Origin of the sequence: Amycolatopsis sp. NPDC004079, assembly GCF_040610415.1 — a bacterium.
GTDB classification, from domain to species: domain Bacteria; phylum Actinomycetota; class Actinomycetes; order Mycobacteriales; family Pseudonocardiaceae; genus Amycolatopsis; species Amycolatopsis halotolerans.
Map to the genome: position 1 here is coordinate 272,181 of NZ_JBEXMH010000002.1, position 21,883 is coordinate 294,063.

A 21,883-nucleotide genomic window follows, 5' to 3' on the forward strand; every position below is an offset into this window, starting at 1 on the left:
CGCGCAGTCGGCTTCGCCGCCCGGATCTCGCCCGCGAACACCACTTTCGCCGCGGGCCCCGTCGGCGGCCGCCTCCCGCACCGGCGGGCGAGGACGGCGGCGATGCCCGTCACGCGCCAGGCCGGTCCTCGCCGTCGGCCGGCGCCGAGTCGGCGATCCTGTTGATCGCCTTGGACACCGCCAGGGTCGCGTGCACCTGGGCCTCGGCGGTCTTGTTGCTTTCCATGGCTTTCACCGCCGCTTCCTCATGCCCTTCCGAATCATTGCGAATTTTCTTCTCGTTCATTTCCTCTCCAGATTTCCGGCCCCCGGTACAAGTTTTCCATAATGCACTTCGGTAAACCACTCAACCTTCGCTTTCACGCAGAATAACGCCCGCTTCACCCGGATGGCCGCACCCGGACGCAAGGAAGCTCACAGTAAGGCGCGGCGACCGCACAAGCGAAAGAGCCGTACCGCCATTGCGGGAGCAGAACCGCGCGAGGGACACCGCAACCGGATGGCAGACGCACCCGAAAACGCTCACAGTCTCGATTTCGCCGAATTTCTCCCGGCAACGGTTCCCGCCCCGAGCCTAGGCGGATTTGCATTCCCGCGTCGCCCGCAATTCAGTCGCGCATCCGTACGCGGAAGCCGCCTCGAAAGAGTGGCGCTTCGATTGATTCGTTGTGGCCGCGGGCGGTCCCTTGCCATAGTCGGCACGCTCGACGATCACCGAGGCGTCTCCGCGGAAGCGGACCCTTTTCCGGATTTCTGGAGTGGTTATGGTTGGCAGATCCCTGGAACTCGTTTCCTTCCGCACCAGCGGCGTCGCCGCGGGCGAAATCGTCGTGGCCGACCGGTTCGGCCATCCGCGCCGAGGCACGGTGCGATGCCCGACAGCGCCGCTTCTCGCCGAGCTTGCCTGCGGGCTCGGGTTCCGGGCACGGGTGGCCGGCGTGCACGCGGCGGAAGCGGAGAAGGTGGCCGGCGACGCGGTCGTCTGCGCGATGTCGTATCTGGACCATGACGGCAGACCGGCGGGATCGGCGGTGGCGGCCCGGATCGCCGACGAGCACGGGCGGGCGGCGGCGCGGGACCTGATCGGGCAGTGGTCGTCAGCGGTCCGCACCAGACGGCTTCTGCTCGCGGTGTCCGAAACAGGAGGGGAAACGGAGCGGGCGGTGGCGTCGGTGGCGGCCTCGGCGCGCGGATTCGCGCTGCTCGGCGACACCGTGCTGGTGGTCGGGTCGCCGGAGCCCGCCGCGGCGGTCGTCGCGTGCGCCCGGCGGGCCGAGGTGCGGGCAGCTGCGCCGGACCGCCCCGGGTCCCTGAGCGGGATCGATCCCGACCGGGTCTCCTACGTAGTGGCGCCGGAGACGCCCGTCGAGGAGGCGGCCGAGACGGTGAAGGCGTTGCGGCGCCGGTTTCCGCGATTGCGCGGACCGCATCCTCGCGAGTTCGGGTACGCAGCTTCCGATCGGCGCGAGGCGGTGCGCTCGGTGGCCGCCGCCAGCGACGTGCTGCTGATCTGCGGTCCGGAAGGCGCGTGGGCGGGCGAGGAACTGCTCGGATGGGCCGGGGGAATCTGCCCGGCGCACCGGGTCGGCAGGCTCGCGGACTTGCGCGCCGGGTGGCTGTCCGGCGCGGCCACCGTGGGCATGGCCGTGGCGGGTCCCGCCGGGACGGAGATCGCCGAGGAGGTGGCGACGGCTTTGTCCGGTCTCGGGCCGCTCGCCGTCGTGCGCCGCCGCGTCGTCACCGAACCGCTCCGCGGCGCCGGGGAGATCCGGCCCCGAACCGGCATCGCGACAGGCCCCGCGCGTCAGGCCGCCGCCCGGCAGAGCTCGGCCGCTTTGTACGCCACCGCGCGGGCGGCGGAATAGCCGGCGTGCGGCCGAAGGCGGGCCCGCAGCGTGGCCAGCGCGGTGTCGGCGCGCCGGGAGCACAGGTGGGGGTAATCGTCGAGGAATTCGTTCCACGACTGGCACGCGCGGTCCAGCTCGCCGGTGTCGAGGTGCAGTTCGGCCAGCCGGGCCAGGGTGATCGCCCGGGCCCGGCGCTCCGTCGCGGACCGGTGGCGCAGGGAGCGGGTCAACGCGGAGACCGCGGCACGCCGCTCCCCCAGGCAGGCCCGGACGGCCGCGTGGTGGTGCGACAGGGCAGCGGAGTGATAGGAGCCCACCGGGACCGCGACGTCGCTCGCCTGGCCCAGGTAGGTTTCAGCGGCCCGCAGATGAGCCACCGCACGGCGATGGTCGGCCGTCGCGGCCTCGGCGACGGCGACTTGCCCGGTCAGGAAGGCCCGGGCGCGCGCGGGAGCGTGCCCGGGCAGCGCGCGCGCCGCCGCGGTCGCCAGGTTCACCGCCGGTGTCCGGTGGCCCAGCATCCGGGCCTGCACGCTCAACGCCCGCAACGTGATGGCGTACTGCACGGCGTCCCCGGCAGCGCGGGACAGGCGGGCGGCGACGAGGTAGTACCGCTGGGCGGCGCCGTGCGACTCGTCGTCGAAGCACAAGAAACCGCACAGATAGCACAGCTGGGCCGCGGTGACGAACAACTCGGTGCGCACGGCCGGCGCCGCGTCCGAGCGCAGCCAGGGTGCGACCGTGGTCTGCAAGTAGCGCACTAGAGCCGGGCGGGCATGCCCGCCGCCGAACATCAGATCGGCGGCGGAGAACAGTTCGAGCATCGCCTTCGCGGCGTCGAGTTCGGCGCGTTCGAGCTTGCCCGCGCCGTCCGCCGGGCGCGCCGTCGCCGCGACACCGGCCAGATCGGCCCAGCCGGGGACGGACAGAGCCGCCAGGCTGTAGACGCAGCCGGCGACAGTGCGACGGCTGGCCGCGCCGTCCTCGCACAGGTTCACCAGCTCAGCGGCGACGCCGGTGTGCCATCCCGGCGGAGGCGCGACGGACGCGGCGCGTTCCAGCCCGGTGTCCGCCGCCGTGACGCGGCGGCCCAGGCGGCGAGTGAACGCTTCGGCCACCAGCTCCGGCACCGGAGGGCGGGGCCGCGTTCCGGAAAGCCAATGGGCGACCCCGGTGCGGTCGTACCGCAGCCGCAGCCCCATCTCGGCGCCCAGTTCGTTGGTGTGGTTCGCCAGCGTCTGACCGGTCCATCCGGATTCGGCGAGCAGATTCCGGAGCACATGGTTCGGCGCCACCCAGGTCCCTTCGTCGACGACAGTGCCGCATCGTCCGGAGCCCCGGACGGTCTCGCCGGATACATCCGCTGCTTCGCGCTCGTGCGACCGGCGAAACAGGGTTCGGCGAAGTGTTCTGCCGGATAGTTACCCGCTGGAACCCCGGTTCAACTGCGCCATCCGGGTGTGCCTCGCCGGGCGTTCGCCGTCGCGGCGAGATTTCGGGCGACGCCCGCTGGGGCCGTTCAACAGCGTCCGCGCGTGCAACAACCCGGGCACCGTCCGCGTATTGGCCGGCGATGCCGTCGCGGGCTTACTGGGAAGGGCAGTCCCGCCCGGCATTGAGGAGTTCCGATGACCACGATCCTGCTGGCCGGCGGGCCGGCTTCCCTCGACCCGGTCCGCACGCTGCCCGACGGGCGCCTCCCGCGGCGGCTGTCGGTGGACCACCGCAGCGGGCACGAGCATTTCGAACGCACCGACGGGCGCGACGTCGTCCGGGGCGAACTGGTCCGCGTGTTCCGCTGGAGCTACCGCACCGCGATCGCCGAATAGCGCGGAAACCGGTTTTCCCGCGCAGCCGCCCGGAATCGGGCACACAACGCGATCCTGATCTTTCCGACCGTTTTCCGTCTACTTGAGGAGTTCATCGCAGTGGCCAGCCGCCCGCAGCAGCACCCGGTCGCGATCGTCGGCATGGACTGCCGGTTCCCCGGCGGAGCCGACTCCCCCGGCGACTACTGGGCAGTTTTGGACGAGGAGCGCCATTTCTCCGCTCCGCTGCCCGCGAACCGCGGCTGGGACCTCGCGTGGCTGAACGATCCGGAGGCTTCCGCCACCGGCGCGACCCCGATCCGGCGAGGCGGGTTCTTCGATGACGTGAGCGGGTTCGACGCCGGCTTCTTCGGGCTCGCGCCCCGCGAGGCGACGCTGATGGATCCGCAGCAGCGGATGCTCGCGGAGAGCGTGTGGCGGGCGGTGGAGTCCGCGCGCATCCCGCCGCGTTCCCTCCGGCGCTCGCGCACCGGCGTCTACGTGGGCATCAGCGATTCCAACTACCACGCGGTCGGGGAGCCGGGCGGCGGAGCGAACGCGGACCTGGCGACCGGCAGCTCGATCAGCGTCGCCTCCGGCCGCATCTCGTACCTGCTGGACCTCCGCGGGCCGGCCCTTTCGGTGGACACCGCGTGCTCGTCGAGCCTCGTGGCCGCCCACACGGCGGTGCGGGCGTTGAGATCGGGCGAATGCGATCTCGCGATCGCTTCCGGCGTGTGCGTGCTCGCGACGCCCGACCTGCTGGTCAGATACGGCCGCGCGGGCGCGCTCACCGGGGACGGCCGGTGCAAGGCGTTCGCCGCGGAAGCGGACGGGTTCGCGCCGGCCGAAGGCGTCGTCTCGGTCGTGCTGATGCCGCTCCGGCGAGCGATGGAGACGCGACGCCCGGTGCTGGCAGTCGTCCGCGGCAGCGCGGTCAACCACGACGGTGCCGAGGCGGGGCTGACCGTGCCCTCCGGCCCCGCCCAGCGGGCCCTGATCGCCGAGGCGCTCGACGACGCCGCGCTGAGCCCCGGTCAGGTCGACCTGGTGGAAGCGCACGGCACCGGCACCAAGGTGGGCGACCCGATCGAAGCCCGCTCGATCCAGCTCGCCTACGCCGCTTCCCGCGACCCCCGGCTGCCGGTGTGGATCGGGTCGGGCAAATCCAACGTCGGGCACACGCAGCAGGCGGCGGGACTGGCCGGCCTGGCCAAAGTCGTCCTCGCGATGGCCAACGAACGCATGCCCGCCACCCTCCACGCGGGCAACCCGACGTCCGATGTGGACTGGTCGGCGGGAAGCATGGTGCTGCTCCGGGAAGCACGGGACTGGCCGCGCGGCGACCGGGTGCGCCGCGCGGGCGTCCTGTCCTACGGCATCGGCGGGACGAACGCCCACCTGATAGTGGAGGAACCGCCGGAGACCGCCCCGCGCCGCCGAGCGCACTCCGCCCGCGGCCCGGGACGGGCACCGACGCTGTGGCCGTTGTCCGCGGCCTCGGACCGTGCTTTGCGCGAGCAGGCCGCCTCCCTCGCCCAGTGGGTGCGCGCCGCTCCCTCCGCTGTTCCCGCCGACATCGGGCATTCCCTGGCGACCACCCGAAGCGCGTTGCCGGAGCGGGCCGTCGTGCGCGGCGAGGACACGCCGGAACTGCTCGCCGGGCTGAATTCGCTGGCCGCCACCGGAAACGTGCCCGAGCGGGCCGGCGCGCGGGCCCGGGCGCACGACGACGCTTCGCCGGTGTTCGTGTTCCCCGGGCAGGGAGCGCACTGGGCGGGCATGGGCGCCCGGTTGTGGGACGAGTCCCCGGTGTTCGCCGAGGCGCTGCGCCGCTGCGCGAAGGCACTGGCCCCCTGGGTCGACTTCGACGTCGTGGACGTGCTGCGCGGAGCGGGCGGCTCGGCGCTGGAAAGCTCCGAGGTGGTCCAGCCCGCGCTGTTCGCGATGTATGTGTCCCTGGCGGAAATGTGGGCGGCGCAAGGGGTTCGTCCTTCTGCGGTGATCGGGCACAGCCAGGGCGAGATCGCCGCCGCACAGGTCTCCGGCGCGCTCTCTCTCGCGGACGCGGCCCGGGTGACGGCCGTGCGCAGCAGAGCGCTGCGGGCGATCGCCGCGACCGGTGCCATGGCTTCGCTCGCCCTGCCCGCGCAGCGGGCCGAAGCGTTGCTCGGCCGCTGGCGCGGCGCACTGGAAGTCGCGGCGGTCAACGGCCCGGCCGCCACGACCGTGGGCGGGGACGCCGACGCCGTCGACGACTTGCTCCGGCACTGCGACGCGGAAGGCGTCCGGGCACGGCGGGTGGCCGTCGACTACGCGTCGCACTGTTTCCACATGGAACCGCTCAGCGAAGAACTGCCCGCGCGGCTCGCCGGCCTTCGGCCGCGAGTCCCCGACGTCCCGGTGTTTTCTTCGGTGCCCGGGGAAACCGGAACCGGCCCGCTGATGAATCCCCGCTACTGGTACCGGGGCCTGCGCCGCACCGTCCGGTTCGACCAGGCCGTCCGGCGCGCGCTGGAGAGCGGGCACCGGCGGTTCGTCGAGGTGTCCCCGCACCCGATGCTGGTGAGCCCGATCCGGGAGATCGCCGCCGATCTCGGGGTCGACGCGAGCGCGGTGCCGACGCTGCGCCGCGGCGCGGGCGGCGGCGAGGAGTTCGCGGACGCGGTGGCGGCGGCGTGGACCGCCGGCGTCCGGGTGGACTGGTCCCGGCGGTACCCGGACGCCGAGGAGGTGGATCTGCCGACCTACCGGTTCCAGCGGACCAGCTACTGGATTCCGGGGAAGTCCCGCGCGCCCGGCCCGGCGCCGGCCGGCGGGCACCCGTGGCTGACGGCCCCGACCGACCTTCCGGACGGTTCCGCGGTGCACACCGGGCAGCTGTCCTCGGCCGCTGAACCGTGGCTGGCCGACCACGCGGTGTTCGGCGGAGCCCTGCTGCCGGCCGCCGCCATGGTGGACCTGCTCCTCCACGCCGCTTCCGAACGCGGGCTCAGCCGGCTGGAAGACGTCGCGCTGCACGCGCCGCTCCCGCTCACCGACGATCCCGCGGACATCCAGGTGCATGCCGGAGCACCGGACCGGCACGGGCGGCACCCGCTCAGCCTGCACTCGCGCGCCCGCCACCCCGGGGCGCCGTGGATCCGCAACGCCGTAGCCGTCGCCGTCGAGCACGAAAACTCCCAGCACGACGACGCTGTCCCCTGGCCGCCCGACGACGCCGCTCCCGTCGACCTGGCGGAGCACTACCGGACGCTGGCCCGGAAGGGTTACCAGTACGGACCGTCTTTCCGCGCCATGACCGCGGCCTGGCGCACCGGCGAGCGCGTCTCGCACACCGAGGCCGCATTGTCCGGCCGGCAACCGGCAGGCACCGGCTTCGTCGTCTGCCCGCCCCTGCTGGACGCCGCCCTGCACGGCTTGGCCCTCGACGGGAACGACCGGCAGATCCTGCTGCCCTCCGCGATCGACTCGATCACCGTGCACCGGCCGGGCGCCACGACGTTGCGCTCGGTTCTCGTCGAGAACTCCGGCCGCACGGACGTGCACTCCGCCGACGCTTCCGGCAGGGCTGTCCTCGACATCGAGGGCCTGCGGCTGCGCCCGGTCTCCGCCCGCGCTCTCCGCGCCGCGCACACCGCGGGCGATGCCCTCGCCTTCGACGTCTCCTGGCGCACCGTCGAACCGCCCGCCGCCGCTCCCGCGCCGAATCGCTGGGAAGCCGTCGGCTCTCGCGACGATCTGCCCGCGTCAGCGGTCCACGGCAGCATGGCCGAGCTGATCGCCGCGCTCGCCGCCGGCGGACCGCCGCCCGAGGTGGTCTGGCTGGACTGCCGCGGCCCGGTTCGCGAGGCCCCGGACGCGGCGCGGGTCCGGGAACGGCTGAACCGCACGATGGCCGACGCCCAGGCGTTTCTGGCCGAACCGGCGCTGGCGCGCTCCGTGCTGGTCCTGCTGACCCGCCAGGCCCACAGCACGTCGTTCGGCGAGCCGGTCGACGACCTCCCGGCGGCGGCCTGCGCCGGCCTGCTCGGCTCGGTCCAGAACGAGCACCCCGGCTCGGTGCGGCTGATCGATCTCGGCGACGCGCCCCCGGACCCGGCGGTGCTCGCGGCCGCCGTGGCCGCGGACCGGCCGCGGATCGCGGTGCGCGGCAAGCAGTTCCTGGTACCGCGGTTCCGCCGCGCGGACCACGACGCGCTGGCGCTCCCGCCCGGCGGCTCGCCGTGGCGGCTGGCAGCCGCCTCCTCGCACACTTTCGAGGACATCGCGGCGGTCGGCGCGGCGGAGCTGTGCGCCCCCGCGGGCGAAGGGAAAGTCCGGGTGCGGGTCGCGGCGGCCGGCGTGAATTTCCGCGACACGCTCGTGTGCCTCGGCATCCTCCGCGCGGACCACCTCGGCTGGGAGGTCGCGGGCACGGTCGCCGAGACCGGCCCCGGTGTCGCCGGAACGCGCGCGGGCGACCAGGTCATGGCTTTCACCGGGCAGAACGGCGGCTACGCCTCCACTGTCGAAGTGGACCACCGTTACGTTTTCCCGATCCCGCGCGGGTGGACTTTCGCCCAGGCCGCAAGCGTCACGGTCGCGTTCGTCACCGCCTATCACGCGCTGCACGACCTCGCCGGGGTACGCCGCGGCGACAAGGTGCTCGTGCACGCGGCGGCAGGCGGAGTAGGCGCCGCCGCTGTCCAGCTCCTTCGTGCCTGCGGCGCGGAGGTTTACGCCACGGCCAGCCCGGCGAAGCACGATCTCGTCGCGGCGGAGGGTGTCCCGCCCGGCCGCATCGCCGACTCTCGCTCCCTCGCGTTCGAACCGCGGCTGCGCGAAGCGAGCGGCGGCACCGGATTCGACGTGGTGCTGGGCAGTCTCGCCGGAGAATTCGTGGACGCGTCGCTGCGGCTGGTGCGCCGAGGAGGCCGGTACGTCGAAATGGGCGCGCGGGACGTCCGCGATTCCGGCGAGGTCGCCGCCCGGCACCCCGGCGTCGCCTACCACGCGTTCCGGCTGCTGGACCATCCGCCGCAGACGTTCCGGCGGGCCTTCGCCGCGCTTCTCCCGATGTTCGAAGAAGGGATCCTCCGGCCGCCGCCCGCCCAACGGTGGGGCGTCCGCTACGCGCGCCAGGCACTGCGCCGGCTCAGCCAGGGCCGTACCGCGGGCAAAGCGATCCTGGCCCTGCCGCGAGAACTCGCCTCGGACGGGACCGTTCTCGTCACCGGCGGCACCGGCGCCCTCGGCGGGTTGCTGGCCGGCCACCTCGCCGCCGCGCACCGCGTACGGCACCTGCTGCTGGTCAGCCGCCGCGGCGCCGAAGCGCCCGGAGCCGAGGACCTCCGCCGCAGGCTGGCCTCGCTCGGCGCCTCGGTCTCGTTCGCCGCCTGCGACACGGCCGACCGGGCGAGCCTCGCCGCCGTGCTCGCCGGCGTTCCCTCCGCGCACCCGCTGACCGCGGTCGTGCACGCCGCGGGAGCGCTGGACGACGGCCTGTTCGCCCAGATGACGCCCGAACGGCTGGACACCGTGTTGCGCGCCAAGACGGACGCGGCTGTCAACCTGCACGAGCTGACCCGGGACCTGGACCTGCGGGCGTTCGTGCTCTACTCCAGTCTGGTGGGCGTGACGGGCGCGCCTGGACAGTCCGCCTACGCCGCGGCCAACGCCTTCCTCGACGCACTGGCCCACCACCGCCGACAGCTCGGGTTGCCGGCCGTCTCCATCGCCTGGGGCTACTGGCGCGAGGAAACCTCGCTGACCGCCCGGCTCGGAACCACGGACTGGGCTCGCGTGGCCCGGCAAGGGTTCGCCCCGATGGCCGCCGAGCAGGCCCTGAGCGGTTTCGACGCCGCGGTCGAACTCGACCGGCCCGCGGTGGTCGTCACCGCGCTGCGAGAACTCGGCCGAGAAGCGTCGGAGCTGCTCTCCGACCTGCCTCGGCCAACCCGGCGCGGCACCGCCGTCGACAGCGAAAGCGACGACGACACGGACCTCGCGGCTCTTCTCGGCAAACCCGCCGGAGAACGGCTGGACGCGCTCAGCGAGCTGGTGCGCACCCACGCCGCCGCCATCCTCGGCCACTCCGGCCCCGGCGACGTGCGGCCGGACCAGCCCTTCCCGCAAGCCGGTTTCGATTCCCTCGCCTCGGTCGAACTCCGCACCAGGCTCGCCAACGCCGTCGGCGCCCGGATCGCGGCCACCGCCCTGCTCGACCACCCCACTCCCGTGTCGCTGGCCCGGCACCTCGACACCGTTCTCGGCGGCGCCGCCGAACCGCGGAGCACCGCCGCCCAGCCGGAGTCATTCGTCTCCACCGTCCTGACCGCCTGGCGCGACGGCGACGAGGCGCGGGCGCGCCGTCTGCTCGACGCGGCGGCGCGGCAGCGGCCGGCCGGCGGGCTTCCCGCGCCCGCTTGGCAACGGCTCACCTCGGCTCCGGCTCCGCTCCGGATGGTGTGCGTGCCTCCCATCATCACCTCGGACGTCGCGTCGCCCTACGACCGGCTCGCCGCGGATCTCGAAGGCTCCGGCGAACTGTGGACCGCGCGGCTGCCGGGATTCCTCGAAGGCGAACCGGTGCCCGGCAGCCTCGCCGACCTGTGCGAGACGTGGGCGCGGGAGCTGCCGGGAGACCCGGCCGAGCCGCTGTTCCTGCTCGGGCATTCGTCGGGCGGCCTGCTCGCCCACTGCCTCGCGGAAGTCCTGCGGCAGCAAGGAACAACAGTGCGGGGGCTCGTCCTGCTCGACTCCGTCAGCCCGGCCGCGGCGCCGGACTCGGTCGTGCGGGAGACCCTCGGCCGGCTGGCCCGGGCCGCCGCCGCGCTGAGCCCGGCCGCCCTGACCGCCTTCCACCGCTACGAACGGCTGCTCAACGCCTGGTCCCTCGCACCGTCGAAGGCGCCCGTCTTGTTCGTCCATCCGCACGACAGCCGGCTGCACGATCTCTGGCCGGGCCAGCGGGACGCGCACGCCGTCAGCGGCACCCACCTTTCCATGATCGAGGAACACGCACCGGAAACCGCGCGCGCCATCCGCCACTGGCTCGGCCGCCAGCGCCCCGGCCGCGCCGCATAAGGAGAAGACCCCATGGGAACCCCTGATTCCGTTGCCCCGCACAGTCATCCCGCGAAGCCGGACCTGCTTGCGGAAGACCTGGTCGGCACCTGGCTGCTGGACGAACTGTGCCTCTCGCGTCAGCGGCGGAGCGTGCGGCCGCGCTGCCGGGGAACGCTGCTCTATACCTCCTCCGGGCACTTCTCCGCCACGATCCACGTTTCGTCCCGCCGGATTCCTCAGGTCGGCAAATCCCTCGGCTACACCGGGACCTACACCGTGGAGCGAGGAGTCGTCACCCACCACGCCCTGGTCGCGACCTGGCCGTTCGGCGCGGGAAGCAGGCAACTGCGCTGGGCCGCGCTGATCCCGGGCGACGCTTCGGCCGATGTGCTGCGGCTCAGCGGCGATCCGGAGCGGCCAGTGCAGTTCCTGCTGACGTGGCACCGGGTCGCGCACGCCGGGTGACGAGAACGTGCCTTCCGCTACGGGCGCGTCCCGCCGCCGGAGCTTCCCGGAGCGGTCAGCGACCACAGGACCGACTCCTCGACCGGCACCGCGTCGGCACCGTCGTCGCCCCATCTCGCGCCTTCGTCGCAATCCGCCCACAGCAACCTGGTTCGCCAATGCAGTGCGGCCTCGTACGTGACGCCCATCGCGCCGTGCAGCTGGTGCGCGGTTTGAGCGATGCGCGGGACCGCAGTCGCGGCGACCTCGCGGGCGGTGGCCAACGCGAAGGCGAGTGCGCCGTCGTCGCCGGAAAGGCGGGACCGCACCTCGTGCGTGACCGTTTCCAGTTGCCGGACATCGACTTTCAGGTGTCCCAGTGTGGTCCGCACCGCGGGGATGGCGATCAGCGGCTTGCCGAACTGGACGCGTTCGGTCACGTACCGCCGGGCTTCGGCGACCGCGCCCTGGGCCGCGCCGAGCATCTCCTGGAGCCGGAGGACTTCGGACAACGCGGTGAGCCGCAACGGGATTTCCGTCGGTGGCAGCAGGGAATACGGCCGGTCCGCGAGATCTCGTCCGGCTTCGGCGAACGCGCTGCCGTCGGCGGCGACGTGGACGTCCGCGATCGGCGCCCAGATTCCTTGCGCGGCCGGGTGCACGGCGATGGCGTCCACTGTGGACAGCGGCGTCCCGGCGCGGGCGACCAGCGTCTGGCGGAGCGGGAGCGCGATCCCGCCGCGGCCAAGGGCCGTGACCGCGCCGCAGGCCGCATCGATGAGATCTCGTTCCGGTGCGTCGGCGCGGAGGTCGTCCAGGATGGCGGTCCAGCCGAGCCTGGCGGCGATCCGCCACTGCTCGCGCAGGTCGCCGGGTCGTTCCCAGCCCGCGATCACCTCGCTGACCGAGGCGTCCAGGTCGGCTTCCAGGGTGTGCGTGGTCATCAGTTGTCCCTAGCGATCATCGACAGCATGACGGGGGCGGCGCCGCCCCGGATGCCTGAGGCGGGCGAGGCGGCGAGCGCCTGGTCGTAAAGCGCGCGTACGGCCGGAGCGGCGCGCGGCATCAGTGGCCGAGCCCATTCGACGACGCTCAGCTCGAACTGGTGGCCGAGGTATTTGCTCGTCGCGGCGGGCACGACCGGGGAGCCGCCCGCGTCGAGCACCTGCGCGGTCTCCAGCACCCAGGCGCGCAGGATCTGCAACCGCGCGGCCAGTGCGCGCAGTCCACGCCGGGCGGTGTCGTCGGCGAGTCCCGCGGCGAGCACGGCGGACAGCAGCGGATAGGTCGAGAGGAATCGTTCCGGGCCGCCCCGTTCGAACGCGAGCTGCCCGACGACCTGCCGCCAGCCCTCGCCGACACGGCCGATCACCCACCGCTCGGGAACGGCCACCTCGTCCAGGACGACCTCGTTGAAGTGGTGTTCGCCGCGCAAGTCCAGGATCGGCGTGACGGTGATCCCCGGGGAATCCAGCGCGACGACGAACTCGGTCAATCCGTCGTGGCGGTCGGCTTCCCGGGAAGTGCGGGCGAGGACGTACAAGTGGCTCGCCCGGTGCGCGCCGCTGGTCCAGATCTTGCGCCCGGTGATGCGCCAGCCGTCGCCGTCTCGGACGGCGGACGTGCGCAGCGACGCCAGGTCCGAACCGGCGTCGGGCTCGCTCATCCCCAGCGCGAAGGTGCATTCCGCGCGCGCCAGCGGCGGACAGAACTCCTCTTGCAGCTCGGGGCTGCCGTGTCGGAGCAGGGTCGGCCCGATCTGCCGTTCTCCCACCCAGTGCGCGGCGAGCGGAGCACCGGCGCGCAGCAGTTCCTCGGTGACGACGAGCCGGTCGACCGCCGTCCCGCCACCGCCGCCGAGGCGCTCGGGCCAGGAAACGGCCAGCAGCCCGGCTTTGCCGAGTTCGCGGCTGAAATCCAGGTCGTAGGAGCCCGCCCAGGAATCGCAACGCGGGGTGAACGGGTGGGCGGCGAGGAAATCCCGCACGCGGCGGCGAAGCTCTTCGGTCATCTGGCTCACTCTCCGAGGTAATGCGCCGGACGCTTGCCGGCGAACGCCGCGAGCGCTTCGGCGGAATCTGCGGTCGACTGGACGACGGCTTGGTGCGAGGCGATCAAGTCCAGCGAGGTCCGCAGATCCGCGTGTTCTCCCGCGCGCACCGCACGTTTGATCAGCTCGACGGCGACCGGCGGCCGGGACGCCAGTGTCGCGGCGAATTCCCCGGCCCGCACCAGAAGCCGGTCGTGCGGGCAGGTCTCGTCCGCCAGCCCCCAGGCCAGCGCCTGGTCCGCGTCGACGAACTCGCCGGTCCACAGCAGCCGCAGCGCACGCGACCGGCCGACGATCCGCGGCAGGTAATGGCAGCCGCCGTCGCCGGGGACGAGGCCGACCCGCACGTACCCTTCCGAAAACCGGGCGCGCTCGGAGGCGATCCGGTAATCGCACATCAGGGCCATGTCCATGCCCGCGCCGACCGCGGCCCCGTTGACGGCGGCGATCAGCGGTTTGGCGAGGTCTTCCGCGGCCATGGCCACCGGGTGCACGTGCTCGGTCATCAGCCGCCTGCTGCCCAGCGGGGTGCGCGCCTGGCCGAGATCGCCGAGATCGGCTCCCGCGCAGAAGGCGTCGCCGGTTCCGGTGACGACGACGGCGCGAACCTGGTCGTCTGCTTGGAAAGCGCGGTACGCCTCGGCCCAAGCACGCAGCATTTCGCCGGTGAAGGCGTTCTTCTGCCGCGGCCGGTCCAGGACGATCCAGCCGACATGGTCCTCGACGCGGACGTCGAGACCGGGTGTGGACGTCATCACGACTCCTTCCTGATGGTGAAACGGGTTGCCGCCCAAGCAGGGCTTCGGCGTTCGAGGAAGGACGCGATCCCTTCCCTGGCCTCGGCACCGTCGCCGAGCCGCGCGGCGAGCGCCGCCAGCTCGCTCGCGTGGGTGCCGAAGAACTGTCGCGCGGCGGTCGTGGTCAGGTGTTTGGCGGCGGCGAGTGCCCCGGGCGCGGCGGAACGCAGCCCGGCGAGCACCGGTTCGAGCGCCTCGTCGACGTCGTCCGCGGCGAGCGTGATCAGGCCGATGCGAGCGGCCTCGGCGGCGTCGAAGCGTTCTCCGGTCAGGTAATAGCGAGAGGCGGCCCGCGAATCGACGCGCGGGAGCACAGTGGTCGACAAAACGGCCGGGGCGAGCCCGATGCGCACCTCGGTGAACGCGAAGCTCGCGGCCGGGCTCGCCGCGACGATGTCGCACGCGCCGAGCAGCCCGAGCCCTCCCGCCCTGGCATGCCCGGTCACGCGGGCGACCACGGGCTTCGGCATCTCGACGACCGTGCGCAGCAGACCGATCAGCTGTTCGGCGCTGAGCCCGGCGCCAGCGCGGGCTTCGGACAGGTCGATACCCGAGCAGAACGTCTCGCCGGTGTGCGTGAGCAGCACCGCGCGGACGGCCGGATCCTCGGCGGCTCGGCTCAGCCGCGCAGTGAGTTCGCCGACCAGCTTGACCGACAGGGCGTTGCGGTTGTGCGGCGAGTCGAGGACAAGGGTGGCGATTCCGTCCTCGTCGGTACGCCTCATGCGGCACTGACGCTTTCCCGGGACAGCGCGGGCAGCCGCCGCTGGTCTCGTTCCGGATTGATCAGCACCGTGCCCACGACCGCGCCCGCCAGCAACAGCGCGCCGCACACCCCGAATCCCGCCGCATAACCGTTTCGCGCGGTGAGGAAACCGCCCATCACGAGCGGCGCGAACACCCCGGCCGAAGTGGCGACGGCGGTCGTCGCGGCGGTCACGGCGAGACGGCGTTCCGGCGGAACCAGCTCTCCGATCAGCAGCCACACCATCGGATAAAACGCGCTCGGCAGGCCGAACGCGACCGCGATCAGCACGATGGCCGTGACCTTTTCCGTGTGCGGAAAGAGAATCATCGCGATTCCGGAGACGGCGAGCAGCGCCATCCCGGGCAGGCAGTACGCGCGGCGGCTGCCCGCTCCCCGGCGGCGGAACCTCGTGGAAACCGCGCCCATCACCAGGATCACGACGGTCGCGAGCAAGGACGGCAGCGCGGAGAGCGTGCCCGCCTGCTGAGACCCGAGCCCGAGCCCGGACGACAGGTAGCGGGGCAGGAAACCCAACGCGGTGGTAGTCGCCCAGAACGCGACGAAACCCGCGAGGACCGCGCCGAGCACCGTTCCCGACCGGAAAAACACCCGGTACGGCACCGGTTCGCGGCTCGCGCCGGACGGCACGGCCGACTTGGAGTAAGGACCGTCGTTCGCGAACAACAGCCACGCTCCGGCCCACACCACCGAAAGCGCGAACAGGACGCCGAACGCGGTCCGGTAGCCGAAGTCCGCGATGATCCAGCTCAGCAACGGCGCGCTCGCCACGACGCCGAGAGTTGGTCCAATGTGGACCAATGCGTTGGGCAAGGCCCGGTCGCGCGTGGGGAACCAGCCGTAGACGGTGTGCGTCGCCGCGGGCACCGCGGGCCCTTCCGCCGCGCCGAGCGCGATCCGCGAAGCGATCAAGGCGCCGAAACCGAGGCCCGCCGCCATGGGCAACGCGGTCAGTCCCCAGATCAGAGCGAGCACGGCCATCACCCGGGTCGTGCGGCGTTTCGCGGCGGCGAACCCGACGACGATGCCGGAAACGCTGAACAGGAAATAGAAACTGGACTGTACGAGGGCGTAGTGCTCCTCGCCGAGGCCGAGGTCTTTCATGATCGGCACGGCGGCGAGCCCGACGACGGTCTTGTCCGCGTAGTTGATCAGCAGGAACAGCAGCACGAGCGCGGTGACGGCCCACGCCCTCCCGGGACGCGGGGCGAGGGGTTCGGATGACGCCATGGATTCTCCGTAAGGGACGACGACGTTGTCGTGGGACGGGCCCGGTTCAGCCGAGCCGGGCCGGGTCGAAGCCCGCTTCGGCCAGCACCTGCTCGGTGTCCGCGCCGACGGGCGGAAACTGCCGGTAGATCCCGGGCGGGGTCCGGGAGTAGCGCACCGGCGGGGCCACGAGACGGCAGGCGCCCTCGGTCGGGTGCCGCACCGTCCGGACTAGACCGCCTTGCCGGGCGTACTCGCTCTCGGCCGCCTCCTGGAGGCTGTACACCGGATGCGCGGGAATGCTGACCCGGTCGCAGAACTCCTGCCACTGCGCGGAAGTGAACTGCGGAGTGAGTTCGCGGACCTGGCCGTACAGGTCGTCTGCGTGCGCGACGCGGGCCGGCATGGTCGCGAAGCGCGGATCGGCAGACAGCTCGGGACGGCCCGCGTGGGCGAAGAAGTCGCGCCAGTTGCGGTCGTTGTAGGGCAGGATGCACATCCACCCGTCGGCCGTGCGGCACGCCCGCCGCTGCTTGCTCAGCACGCGCGGGTAGCCGTAGCCGGGCTCCTCCGCCGGTTCCAGCGAGGCTCCGGCGAGGTGCTCGACGAGGTTGAACGCGATCATGGTGTCGGCCATCGGCACCTCGACGTGCTGACCCTCGCCGGTGCGGTCGCGATGGCGCAGCGCGGCCAGCACGGACTGGACGATGAACAGGCCGCACACCTTGTCCGCCAGCACGGTCGGCACGTAATAGGCCTCGCCGGTGACCTGTTCGTTCAGCCAGACCAGGCCGGAGGCGGCCTGGAGGATGTCGTCGTAGGCGGCGTTGTCGCCGAGCGCCGAATCGCTCCGGAAACCCTGCGCGTTCACGTAGACGAGCCCGGGGCGGCCGGCCGCGACGTCGTCGTAGGCCAGCCCGAGCCTGCGCAGCGCGCCCGGCCGGACGTTGGTGATGAACGCGTCGGCAGTGTCCAGCAGCGCGAGCAGCGCGTCCCGTCCGGCTCCGGTCTTCAGGTCGAGGCACACGCTGCGCTTGTTGCGGTTGAAGTTCAGCGCCGCCCCCGCCATCCCCGGGTGGCGGCGCGGCTCGAAGTGCCGGGTCGGATCCCCGCCGGGAGCCTCGACCTTCACGACGTCCGCGCCGAGGTCGGCCAGCTGTGCGCCCGCGTACGGGCCCATGATCACCGTCGCCAGCTCGACGACCCGCACTCCGGTCAGCGGGCCGGTGGGCGTCCCGTCCATCCCTCGCACCTCCTGTGTCCTCGGCTGCCGGACCCAGTCAAGACGAGGTCATTCATCTGCCGCCAATACTTCTTGACCCGTTATCCATATGCTTGGGGATATGGATCTGACGACTCGCCTGCTGGAGCAGTTCGTCGTGCTGGCCGAGGAGGAGCACTTCGGCCGGGCCGCCGAACGCCTTTCGATGAGCCAGCCGCCGCTGAGCCAGGCGATCCAGCGCCTCGAACGCGGCCTCGGCGTGCGGCTGCTGGAACGCAGCACCCGGGCCGTGCGGCTGACCGCGGCCGGCGCCGCGTTCGCCCGCGACGCCCGGCATCTGCTCGAGGCCCAGCAGGCCGCCGTCGGCCGCGCGCGGCGGATCGCCGACGGCGCCGAGGGCGAACTGCACCTCGGCTTCATCAGCGGCATTTCCTACACGTTCCTGCCGCACGTGCTCCGGCTGACGCGGGACCGTTTTCCCGGGCTGCGCCTGCACCTGCACCAGAACACCTCGGCCGAACTGGCGTCGATGGTCCGTTCCGGCAGGCTCGACCTCGCCTTCGTGCGCGGCCCGCTCGCCGATCCGGACGGGCTCGACCTGCGCACGGTGGCGGCCGAACGGCTCGCCGTCGCGCTGCCCGCCGGACATCCGCTCGCCGAGCGCACCGCCGTGGGGCTGGCCGACCTCGCGGGCGAACACTTCGCGCTGCCCTCGCTGACCGCGCTGGCCGGGCTTGCCGAACAGGTCGCCGCCGCGTGCCGCGCCGCCGGTTTCGCCCCGCGCGACGGTGCCCGCGCGGACAGCCTCCCCGGCTTGATCAGCCACGTCGCCGCGGGAAGCTGCGTGTGCCTGGTCCCCGAACAGGTGCCCGCCGGGGCACTGCCCGGAGTGGTGTTCCGGACGCTGGAAACCACCCGCCGGGACGACGGCCTCGCACTGACCGTCGTCGCGGCAGTCCGTGCGGGACAACGGGATCCGGCCGTGGAACGGGTTCTGGCCCTGGCACGGGATTCCGCGCCTGGCTGATTCCGCCGTCGCTCAGAACAACGTCGCGGGCTCGATCGGCTCCGGCTCGGGCAAGGCGTCCAACTCAGGCGCCAACGCCCGGACGTCGTCATGGAACCGGCGGGCGAGCGCCGGTGCTTCGTCGTTGTCGGGAGTGTGCAAGAAAACCGTCGGCGAACGACCTTCGCGTAGCCAGCCCGAGACCACCTCGATCCACGGCCGCCATCCCTCGACGGTCTCATCCACCGAGTCCCGGCCCAGGTAGCGGACGACCGGCTGGTCGGTCAACGCCCGCGTCCGGCGCGGCAGCCGCGGTTTCTTGGCCCAGGCGTCCTGCTCGGCCTCGCTGGTCGGCGGACTCCGGAAGAAGACGGTGGTGTCGAACGGCACCCATTCGGCATCCGCGGTGGCGAGCGTCCCCTCCAGCGCCGAGGTCGCGCTGGCGTCCGTGAAGAACTCAGGGTGCCGAACCTCCACCGCGCGCCGGAGATTGCCGGGAAGACGGCGCAGGAAACGGCCGAGCGCGTCGACGTCGGAAGGGCCGAACGAGCCGGGCACCTGGGTCCACAGCACCGCCCGCTCGCCGAGGGGTTCGATCGCGTCCAGGAACGCCCGCATCTCGGTCTCGACCCCGGCGAACCGGCGCTCGTGCGTGACGGTCTTGGGCACCTTGACGACGAACCGGAAATCCGGGCCGGTCTGCTCCGCCCAGGTCTCGACGGTGGTCCGGGCGGGAGTCGCGTAGAAGGTGGTGTTGCCTTCGACCGCGTTGCACCAGCCGGCGTAGGCCCGCAGGCGCTCCTTCGCGGGCAGCGACTGCGGCAGGAACCGCCCCGGCCACGCCTTGTGCGTCCACATCGCGCAGCCGACATGAAGACGTGCCACTTCTCGTCCGCTCCCCTCGCTCGCAAGGGAAATTACTACCCGCGCGCGGTCACCCGTGGGTCCGGGGCCGGTAGTCGCCGTACTGCTGCCGGCGCGCGGGCCCCCGGCGGCGCAGCAGATGCGCGGGCACGTAGTGGCTGACCGGCCGCGACCACTGGTCGTCGGCGGTGACGAGCTGGTAGGTGACCCAGCCGAGCAGCCCGCCGTCCTCGCGGCGGGCCCATTCGAACAGCAGCCCGGGATGCTCGGTCTCGATCCGCAGCCCGGCCCGGTCGCGCGGAGCGAGGATCTCGGTGCCGAGCACGAGCAGCTTGCGCACGCCCACCCACACCGGAATCGGCGGATCCACTCTCCGCACGGTCGACGGCCACTCGCTCACCTCAGGTCACCCGCTCGCTTCCCCGTTCTCAGGCCGCCCCGATTCCCGGCGACCCGAGACGGGAGTCGAACATGTGTTCGCACGGGAAGTCAAATGGGACTGGACAACGAAGCGCGGCCGAGAGCTTCGCGCATCCGCGCCCGCCCTGCACGGCCGGGGATTCCGGGAGGACCGCGATGTGCGCGACGGCACACGCGGAAGCACCCGGCGGCGCCCGCCGCGACCGGGGGCAGTTTTGTCCATTGTGGACCCACCGGTTGCGGCACGGTCGATCGCGACGCGCCGGCGCCCTCCGGTTCCCTCGGCCACGCGGCTGCCCCGCTTGATTTACCCCGCACGGTGCGGGCAAACTTCGGGCTGCCGCCAGGTCCCCGCGGCAGCCCGGCCGAGTTCCGCCCGGGCTGCTTGCTCCCCGAGCGTCTCGTAGGGTGGAGGGTCTGGGATGTCCGGCGGCGCGAAAGGGGCCACGACGGTGGAGGGCCAGCACCGGCAGCCGCTGTGGAAGGCGATCGCCGCCGTGCCCGACGCAGCAGGCAGCCGTGACAGCTGGGCCCAGGGCGTGTGCCTCGCTTGTGTGGAGACGATGGACCAGGTCGACGCGGCGATCCTGTCGCTGCGGGCGGACCGGCGGTCGGAAGAGGTGCTGGGAGCCAGCGACTCGTGGGCGGCCCGGCTCGCGGAACTGGAGTACACCGCCGGGGAGGGGCCGGGGGCGGAGGCCTTCGAGACCGGACGTCCGGTGCTGGTTCCGGACCTGCTCGCCGACCAGGTGCGCTGGCCCGGGTTCGCCCAGACCGCGCTCGCGGCCGGGCTCGGCGCGGCCTTCGCCTTCCCCCTGCAGTTCGGCGGCATCCGGCTCGGCACCCTCGAACTCGCCCGGCTCCGCCCCGGCGGACTGACCAGCGCCGAGGCGAGAGACGCCGCGCTCGCCGCCGACCTGACCACCGCGGCGCTGCTGCAGCAGTCCCGCGAGGCCGAACGCGCCGGGCGGGAATTCGCCCCGCGCACGGTGCTGTCCTACCAGGACGTGCACATCGCCACCGGCATGCTCGCCGCCCAGTTGCGGATCAGCCTCGACGACGCGTTCGCCCGGCTGCGCGCCCACTCCTACAGCACGAACCGATCGCTCCTCGACGTGGCCAGGGACGTGCTGGAGCGCCGTATCACCCTTGAGGAGTCGTCCGAATGAACCATCCCACCGACGAGAACGCCGGCCGCAGGACGCCGGACAGACACATCGGCCTCCTGCCCGCCGACGCGCCCGCGGCGCTGGCCGCGATCACCTCCCGCGTGGTCGGCAAACCGGACAACGCCTCAGTGCTGCGCCTGATCACCGAAGTCGGCACCGGGCTGCTCGGCGCGCGCGGCGTCGGGGTCCTGCTGAAGGACCCGCGCGGCGAGCCCGCCGTCGTCGCGGCCTCGGACGAGTCCACGCAATTCGTGGAGCTGCTGCGAACCGACCTCCGCCGGGGACCGTGCGTCGACTGCATCGCGACAGCCGCCGTGGTCGCCGTCCCCGACCTGACCCTCGAACGGGACCGCTGGCCGGGCTTCGCCTCCGCGGCGCTGGAGGCCGGGTACCAGGCCGTGGTCGCGGTGCCGCTGCGCCTGGACGGCGAAGCGGTCGGCGGGTTCACCCTGCTGTTCGCCGCGCCGACCGAACCGCAGCCGTGGCAGCTGGCGCTCGCGCAGGTCGTGTCGGACCTCGCGGTGCTGGCCCTGGTCCAGGAAACCGGCCAGCGCCGCGCGGACCGGCTGTTCGAGGCCACCCTCGCCACGCTGAACGACCGGATCCAGCACAGCCAAGCCGTCGGGATGGTCGCCGGGGCCCTCGGCACCGACCCGGAAACGGCCCGCGCACTGGTCAACGGGTATGCGGTCCGCCACGCCCGGCCGCTGCGCGACGTCGCCCGCGCGCTGACCGACCGCACCCTCGACCCGGCCGACCTCGCCGGCTAGGCCCAGCCCCAGTAGTCCGGATCGGCCCCGCTCTCGGCCGCGTCGTCGGCGGCCGCGGTCACGCGCGCGGCTTCCGCCCCGTTCCCGCCCGCGCCGCGGGCCAGGACGCGCACCGCCTCCCCGGCGTCGCATCCGTGTGTGCACTGGAGAATGCCGACCGCCTCGCCGATCGTCGTCCGTTCCGCCAGCGACGCGCTCAGCAGCCGGGCCGCCGCGGTGCACGCGGCGTCGTCGAGACGCTGAGGGGACATGCCCCTACCGTCCTCTCCCGTTCCGGCGCACGCCAGTACCCCGCGAGAGCGGACGGAGCGAACCGCCGGCGTCCCGCATGCGCGGACCGCGAGTTCCGTGGAACGGGACGGCGGGTTGCTCCGAAGTGATGAACCTTGGACTCTATCGCCTGACGACACGGGGGCGCACCATGGAGCTTGGCACCGACCGGACGCACTCCCCCGACTCCA

At 72.7% G+C, this 21,883-nt stretch carries 18 protein-coding genes; 7 read left to right on the forward strand and 11 right to left on the reverse strand.

What is annotated here, in order from left to right; genetic code table 11:
* Positions 1-109: 109 nt before the first annotated feature.
* The gene (locus tag ABZX37_RS03200) at positions 110-286 is read right to left on the reverse strand and encodes a hypothetical protein (RefSeq protein ID WP_354735460.1); all 177 of its coding nucleotides are present in this window, start codon (positions 284-286) and stop codon (positions 110-112) included.
* A gap of 478 nt (positions 287-764) precedes the next feature.
* On the opposite strand from ABZX37_RS03200, the gene ABZX37_RS03205 reads away from it, so the two are divergent.
* Positions 765-1,865: a hypothetical protein gene (locus ABZX37_RS03205; protein WP_354735462.1), complete on the forward strand. Its 1,101-nt coding sequence runs from the start codon at positions 765-767 to the stop codon at positions 1,863-1,865.
* Here the strand turns inward: ABZX37_RS03205 and ABZX37_RS03210 are convergent.
* Positions 1,805-3,142, reverse strand: a complete 1,338-nt coding sequence (locus ABZX37_RS03210; protein WP_354735464.1) for a hypothetical protein — start codon at positions 3,140-3,142, stop codon at positions 1,805-1,807. The two genes, ABZX37_RS03205 and ABZX37_RS03210, sit on opposite strands and share 61 nt — an antisense overlap.
* A 333-nt stretch (positions 3,143-3,475) precedes the next feature.
* Between ABZX37_RS03210 and ABZX37_RS03215 the strand changes: the two genes are divergently transcribed.
* The 3 genes from ABZX37_RS03215 (at position 3,476) to ABZX37_RS03225 (ending at position 11,170) form a co-directional block, all read left to right on the forward strand.
* Positions 3,476-3,676: a DUF5988 family protein gene (locus ABZX37_RS03215; RefSeq protein ID WP_354735465.1), complete on the forward strand. Its 201-nt coding sequence runs from the start codon at positions 3,476-3,478 to the stop codon at positions 3,674-3,676.
* 99 nt (positions 3,677-3,775) lie between these two features.
* Positions 3,776-10,723, forward strand: coding sequence for an SDR family NAD(P)-dependent oxidoreductase (locus ABZX37_RS03220; protein WP_354735467.1), 6,948 nt, complete (start codon positions 3,776-3,778; stop codon positions 10,721-10,723).
* 12 nt (positions 10,724-10,735) lie between these two features.
* On the forward strand, positions 10,736-11,170 hold the full coding sequence (locus tag ABZX37_RS03225; protein WP_354735469.1) for a lipocalin-like domain-containing protein: 435 nt from the start codon (positions 10,736-10,738) through the stop codon (positions 11,168-11,170).
* Between the two features lie 17 nt (positions 11,171-11,187).
* Here the strand turns inward: ABZX37_RS03225 and ABZX37_RS03230 are convergent, their stop codons facing one another.
* The 6 genes from ABZX37_RS03230 to ABZX37_RS03255 are packed head-to-tail and all read right to left on the reverse strand — an operon-like array spanning position 11,188 to position 17,214.
* Positions 11,188-12,093, reverse strand: coding sequence for an acyl-CoA dehydrogenase family protein (locus ABZX37_RS03230; protein WP_354735471.1), 906 nt, complete (start codon positions 12,091-12,093; stop codon positions 11,188-11,190).
* Positions 12,093-13,160 (reverse strand): acyl-CoA dehydrogenase family protein, encoded by a 1,068-nt coding sequence (locus ABZX37_RS03235; protein WP_354735473.1) that lies wholly within the window; start codon positions 13,158-13,160, stop codon positions 12,093-12,095. Before ABZX37_RS03235 ends, ABZX37_RS03230 begins: the two co-directional genes overlap by 1 nt.
* Positions 13,161-13,165: 5 nt before the next feature.
* On the reverse strand, positions 13,166-13,954 hold the full coding sequence (locus tag ABZX37_RS03240; RefSeq protein WP_354735475.1) for an enoyl-CoA hydratase/isomerase family protein: 789 nt from the start codon (positions 13,952-13,954) through the stop codon (positions 13,166-13,168).
* Positions 13,954-14,721 (reverse strand): enoyl-CoA hydratase family protein, encoded by a 768-nt coding sequence (locus ABZX37_RS03245; RefSeq protein WP_354735477.1) that lies wholly within the window; start codon positions 14,719-14,721, stop codon positions 13,954-13,956. The genes ABZX37_RS03240 and ABZX37_RS03245 overlap by 1 nt, the downstream gene beginning before the upstream one ends.
* Positions 14,718-15,992 carry an MFS transporter gene (locus ABZX37_RS03250; protein WP_354735479.1) on the reverse strand — a complete coding sequence of 425 codons (1,275 nt, stop codon included), beginning with the start codon at positions 15,990-15,992 and terminating at the stop codon, positions 14,718-14,720. The genes ABZX37_RS03245 and ABZX37_RS03250 overlap by 4 nt, the downstream gene beginning before the upstream one ends.
* Before the next feature lie 46 nt (positions 15,993-16,038).
* Positions 16,039-17,214 carry a CoA transferase gene (locus ABZX37_RS03255; protein WP_354735481.1) on the reverse strand — a complete coding sequence of 392 codons (1,176 nt, stop codon included), beginning with the start codon at positions 17,212-17,214 and terminating at the stop codon, positions 16,039-16,041.
* Between the two features lie 100 nt (positions 17,215-17,314).
* On the opposite strand from ABZX37_RS03255, the gene ABZX37_RS03260 reads away from it, so the two are divergent.
* On the forward strand, positions 17,315-18,220 hold the full coding sequence (locus ABZX37_RS03260) for a LysR family transcriptional regulator (RefSeq protein WP_354735483.1): 906 nt from the start codon (positions 17,315-17,317) through the stop codon (positions 18,218-18,220).
* Between the two features lie 12 nt (positions 18,221-18,232).
* On the opposite strand, the gene ABZX37_RS03265 is transcribed toward ABZX37_RS03260, so the two are convergent.
* Positions 18,233-19,057 carry a DUF72 domain-containing protein gene (locus ABZX37_RS03265; protein ID WP_354735635.1) on the reverse strand — a complete coding sequence of 275 codons (825 nt, stop codon included), beginning with the start codon at positions 19,055-19,057 and terminating at the stop codon, positions 18,233-18,235.
* Positions 19,058-19,133: 76 nt separating this feature from the next.
* Positions 19,134-19,433 carry a hypothetical protein gene (locus ABZX37_RS03270; protein WP_350566903.1) on the reverse strand — a complete coding sequence of 100 codons (300 nt, stop codon included), beginning with the start codon at positions 19,431-19,433 and terminating at the stop codon, positions 19,134-19,136.
* 472 nt (positions 19,434-19,905) lie between these two features.
* Between ABZX37_RS03270 and ABZX37_RS03275 the strand changes: the two genes are divergently transcribed.
* A complete protein-coding gene (locus tag ABZX37_RS03275) occupies positions 19,906-20,652 on the forward strand; it encodes a GAF and ANTAR domain-containing protein (RefSeq protein WP_354735485.1) in 747 nt (248 codons plus the stop codon).
* Complete coding sequence (locus ABZX37_RS03280; RefSeq protein WP_354735487.1) at positions 20,649-21,422, forward strand: GAF domain-containing protein; 774 nt, start codon at positions 20,649-20,651, stop codon at positions 21,420-21,422. The genes ABZX37_RS03275 and ABZX37_RS03280 overlap by 4 nt, the downstream gene beginning before the upstream one ends.
* On the opposite strand, the gene ABZX37_RS03285 is transcribed toward ABZX37_RS03280, so the two are convergent.
* Entirely contained in the window at positions 21,419-21,673 is a 255-nt protein-coding gene (locus ABZX37_RS03285) for an ANTAR domain-containing protein (RefSeq protein ID WP_354735489.1), read from the reverse strand. The two genes, ABZX37_RS03280 and ABZX37_RS03285, sit on opposite strands and share 4 nt — an antisense overlap.
* Positions 21,674-21,883: the final 210 nt, after the last annotated feature.

What these genes read in the sequence shown, in the direction of transcription:
- ABZX37_RS03200 (WP_354735460.1), bottom strand. Translation starts at nt 286, where the DNA reads ATGAACGAGAAGAAAATTCGCAATGATTCGGAAGGGCATGAGGAAGCG.
- ABZX37_RS03205 (WP_354735462.1), top strand. Translation starts at nt 765, where the DNA reads ATGGTTGGCAGATCCCTGGAACTCGTTTCCTTCCGCACCAGCGGCGTC.
- ABZX37_RS03215 (WP_354735465.1), top strand. Translation starts at nt 3,476, where the DNA reads ATGACCACGATCCTGCTGGCCGGCGGGCCGGCTTCCCTCGACCCGGTC.
- ABZX37_RS03225 (WP_354735469.1), top strand. Translation starts at nt 10,736, where the DNA reads ATGGGAACCCCTGATTCCGTTGCCCCGCACAGTCATCCCGCGAAGCCG.
- ABZX37_RS03230 (WP_354735471.1), bottom strand. Translation starts at nt 12,093, where the DNA reads ATGACCACGCACACCCTGGAAGCCGACCTGGACGCCTCGGTCAGCGAG.
- ABZX37_RS03235 (WP_354735473.1), bottom strand. Translation starts at nt 13,160, where the DNA reads ATGACCGAAGAGCTTCGCCGCCGCGTGCGGGATTTCCTCGCCGCCCAC.
- ABZX37_RS03240 (WP_354735475.1), bottom strand. Translation starts at nt 13,954, where the DNA reads ATGACGTCCACACCCGGTCTCGACGTCCGCGTCGAGGACCATGTCGGC.
- ABZX37_RS03245 (WP_354735477.1), bottom strand. Translation starts at nt 14,721, where the DNA reads ATGAGGCGTACCGACGAGGACGGAATCGCCACCCTTGTCCTCGACTCG.
- ABZX37_RS03250 (WP_354735479.1), bottom strand. Translation starts at nt 15,992, where the DNA reads ATGGCGTCATCCGAACCCCTCGCCCCGCGTCCCGGGAGGGCGTGGGCC.
- ABZX37_RS03255 (WP_354735481.1), bottom strand. Translation starts at nt 17,214, where the DNA reads ATGGACGGGACGCCCACCGGCCCGCTGACCGGAGTGCGGGTCGTCGAG.
- ABZX37_RS03260 (WP_354735483.1), top strand. Translation starts at nt 17,315, where the DNA reads ATGGATCTGACGACTCGCCTGCTGGAGCAGTTCGTCGTGCTGGCCGAG.
- ABZX37_RS03265 (WP_354735635.1), bottom strand. Translation starts at nt 19,057, where the DNA reads ATGTGGACGCACAAGGCGTGGCCGGGGCGGTTCCTGCCGCAGTCGCTG.
- ABZX37_RS03275 (WP_354735485.1), top strand. Translation starts at nt 19,906, where the DNA reads ATGTCCGGCGGCGCGAAAGGGGCCACGACGGTGGAGGGCCAGCACCGG.
- ABZX37_RS03280 (WP_354735487.1), top strand. Translation starts at nt 20,649, where the DNA reads ATGAACCATCCCACCGACGAGAACGCCGGCCGCAGGACGCCGGACAGA.
- ABZX37_RS03285 (WP_354735489.1), bottom strand. Translation starts at nt 21,673, where the DNA reads ATGTCCCCTCAGCGTCTCGACGACGCCGCGTGCACCGCGGCGGCCCGG.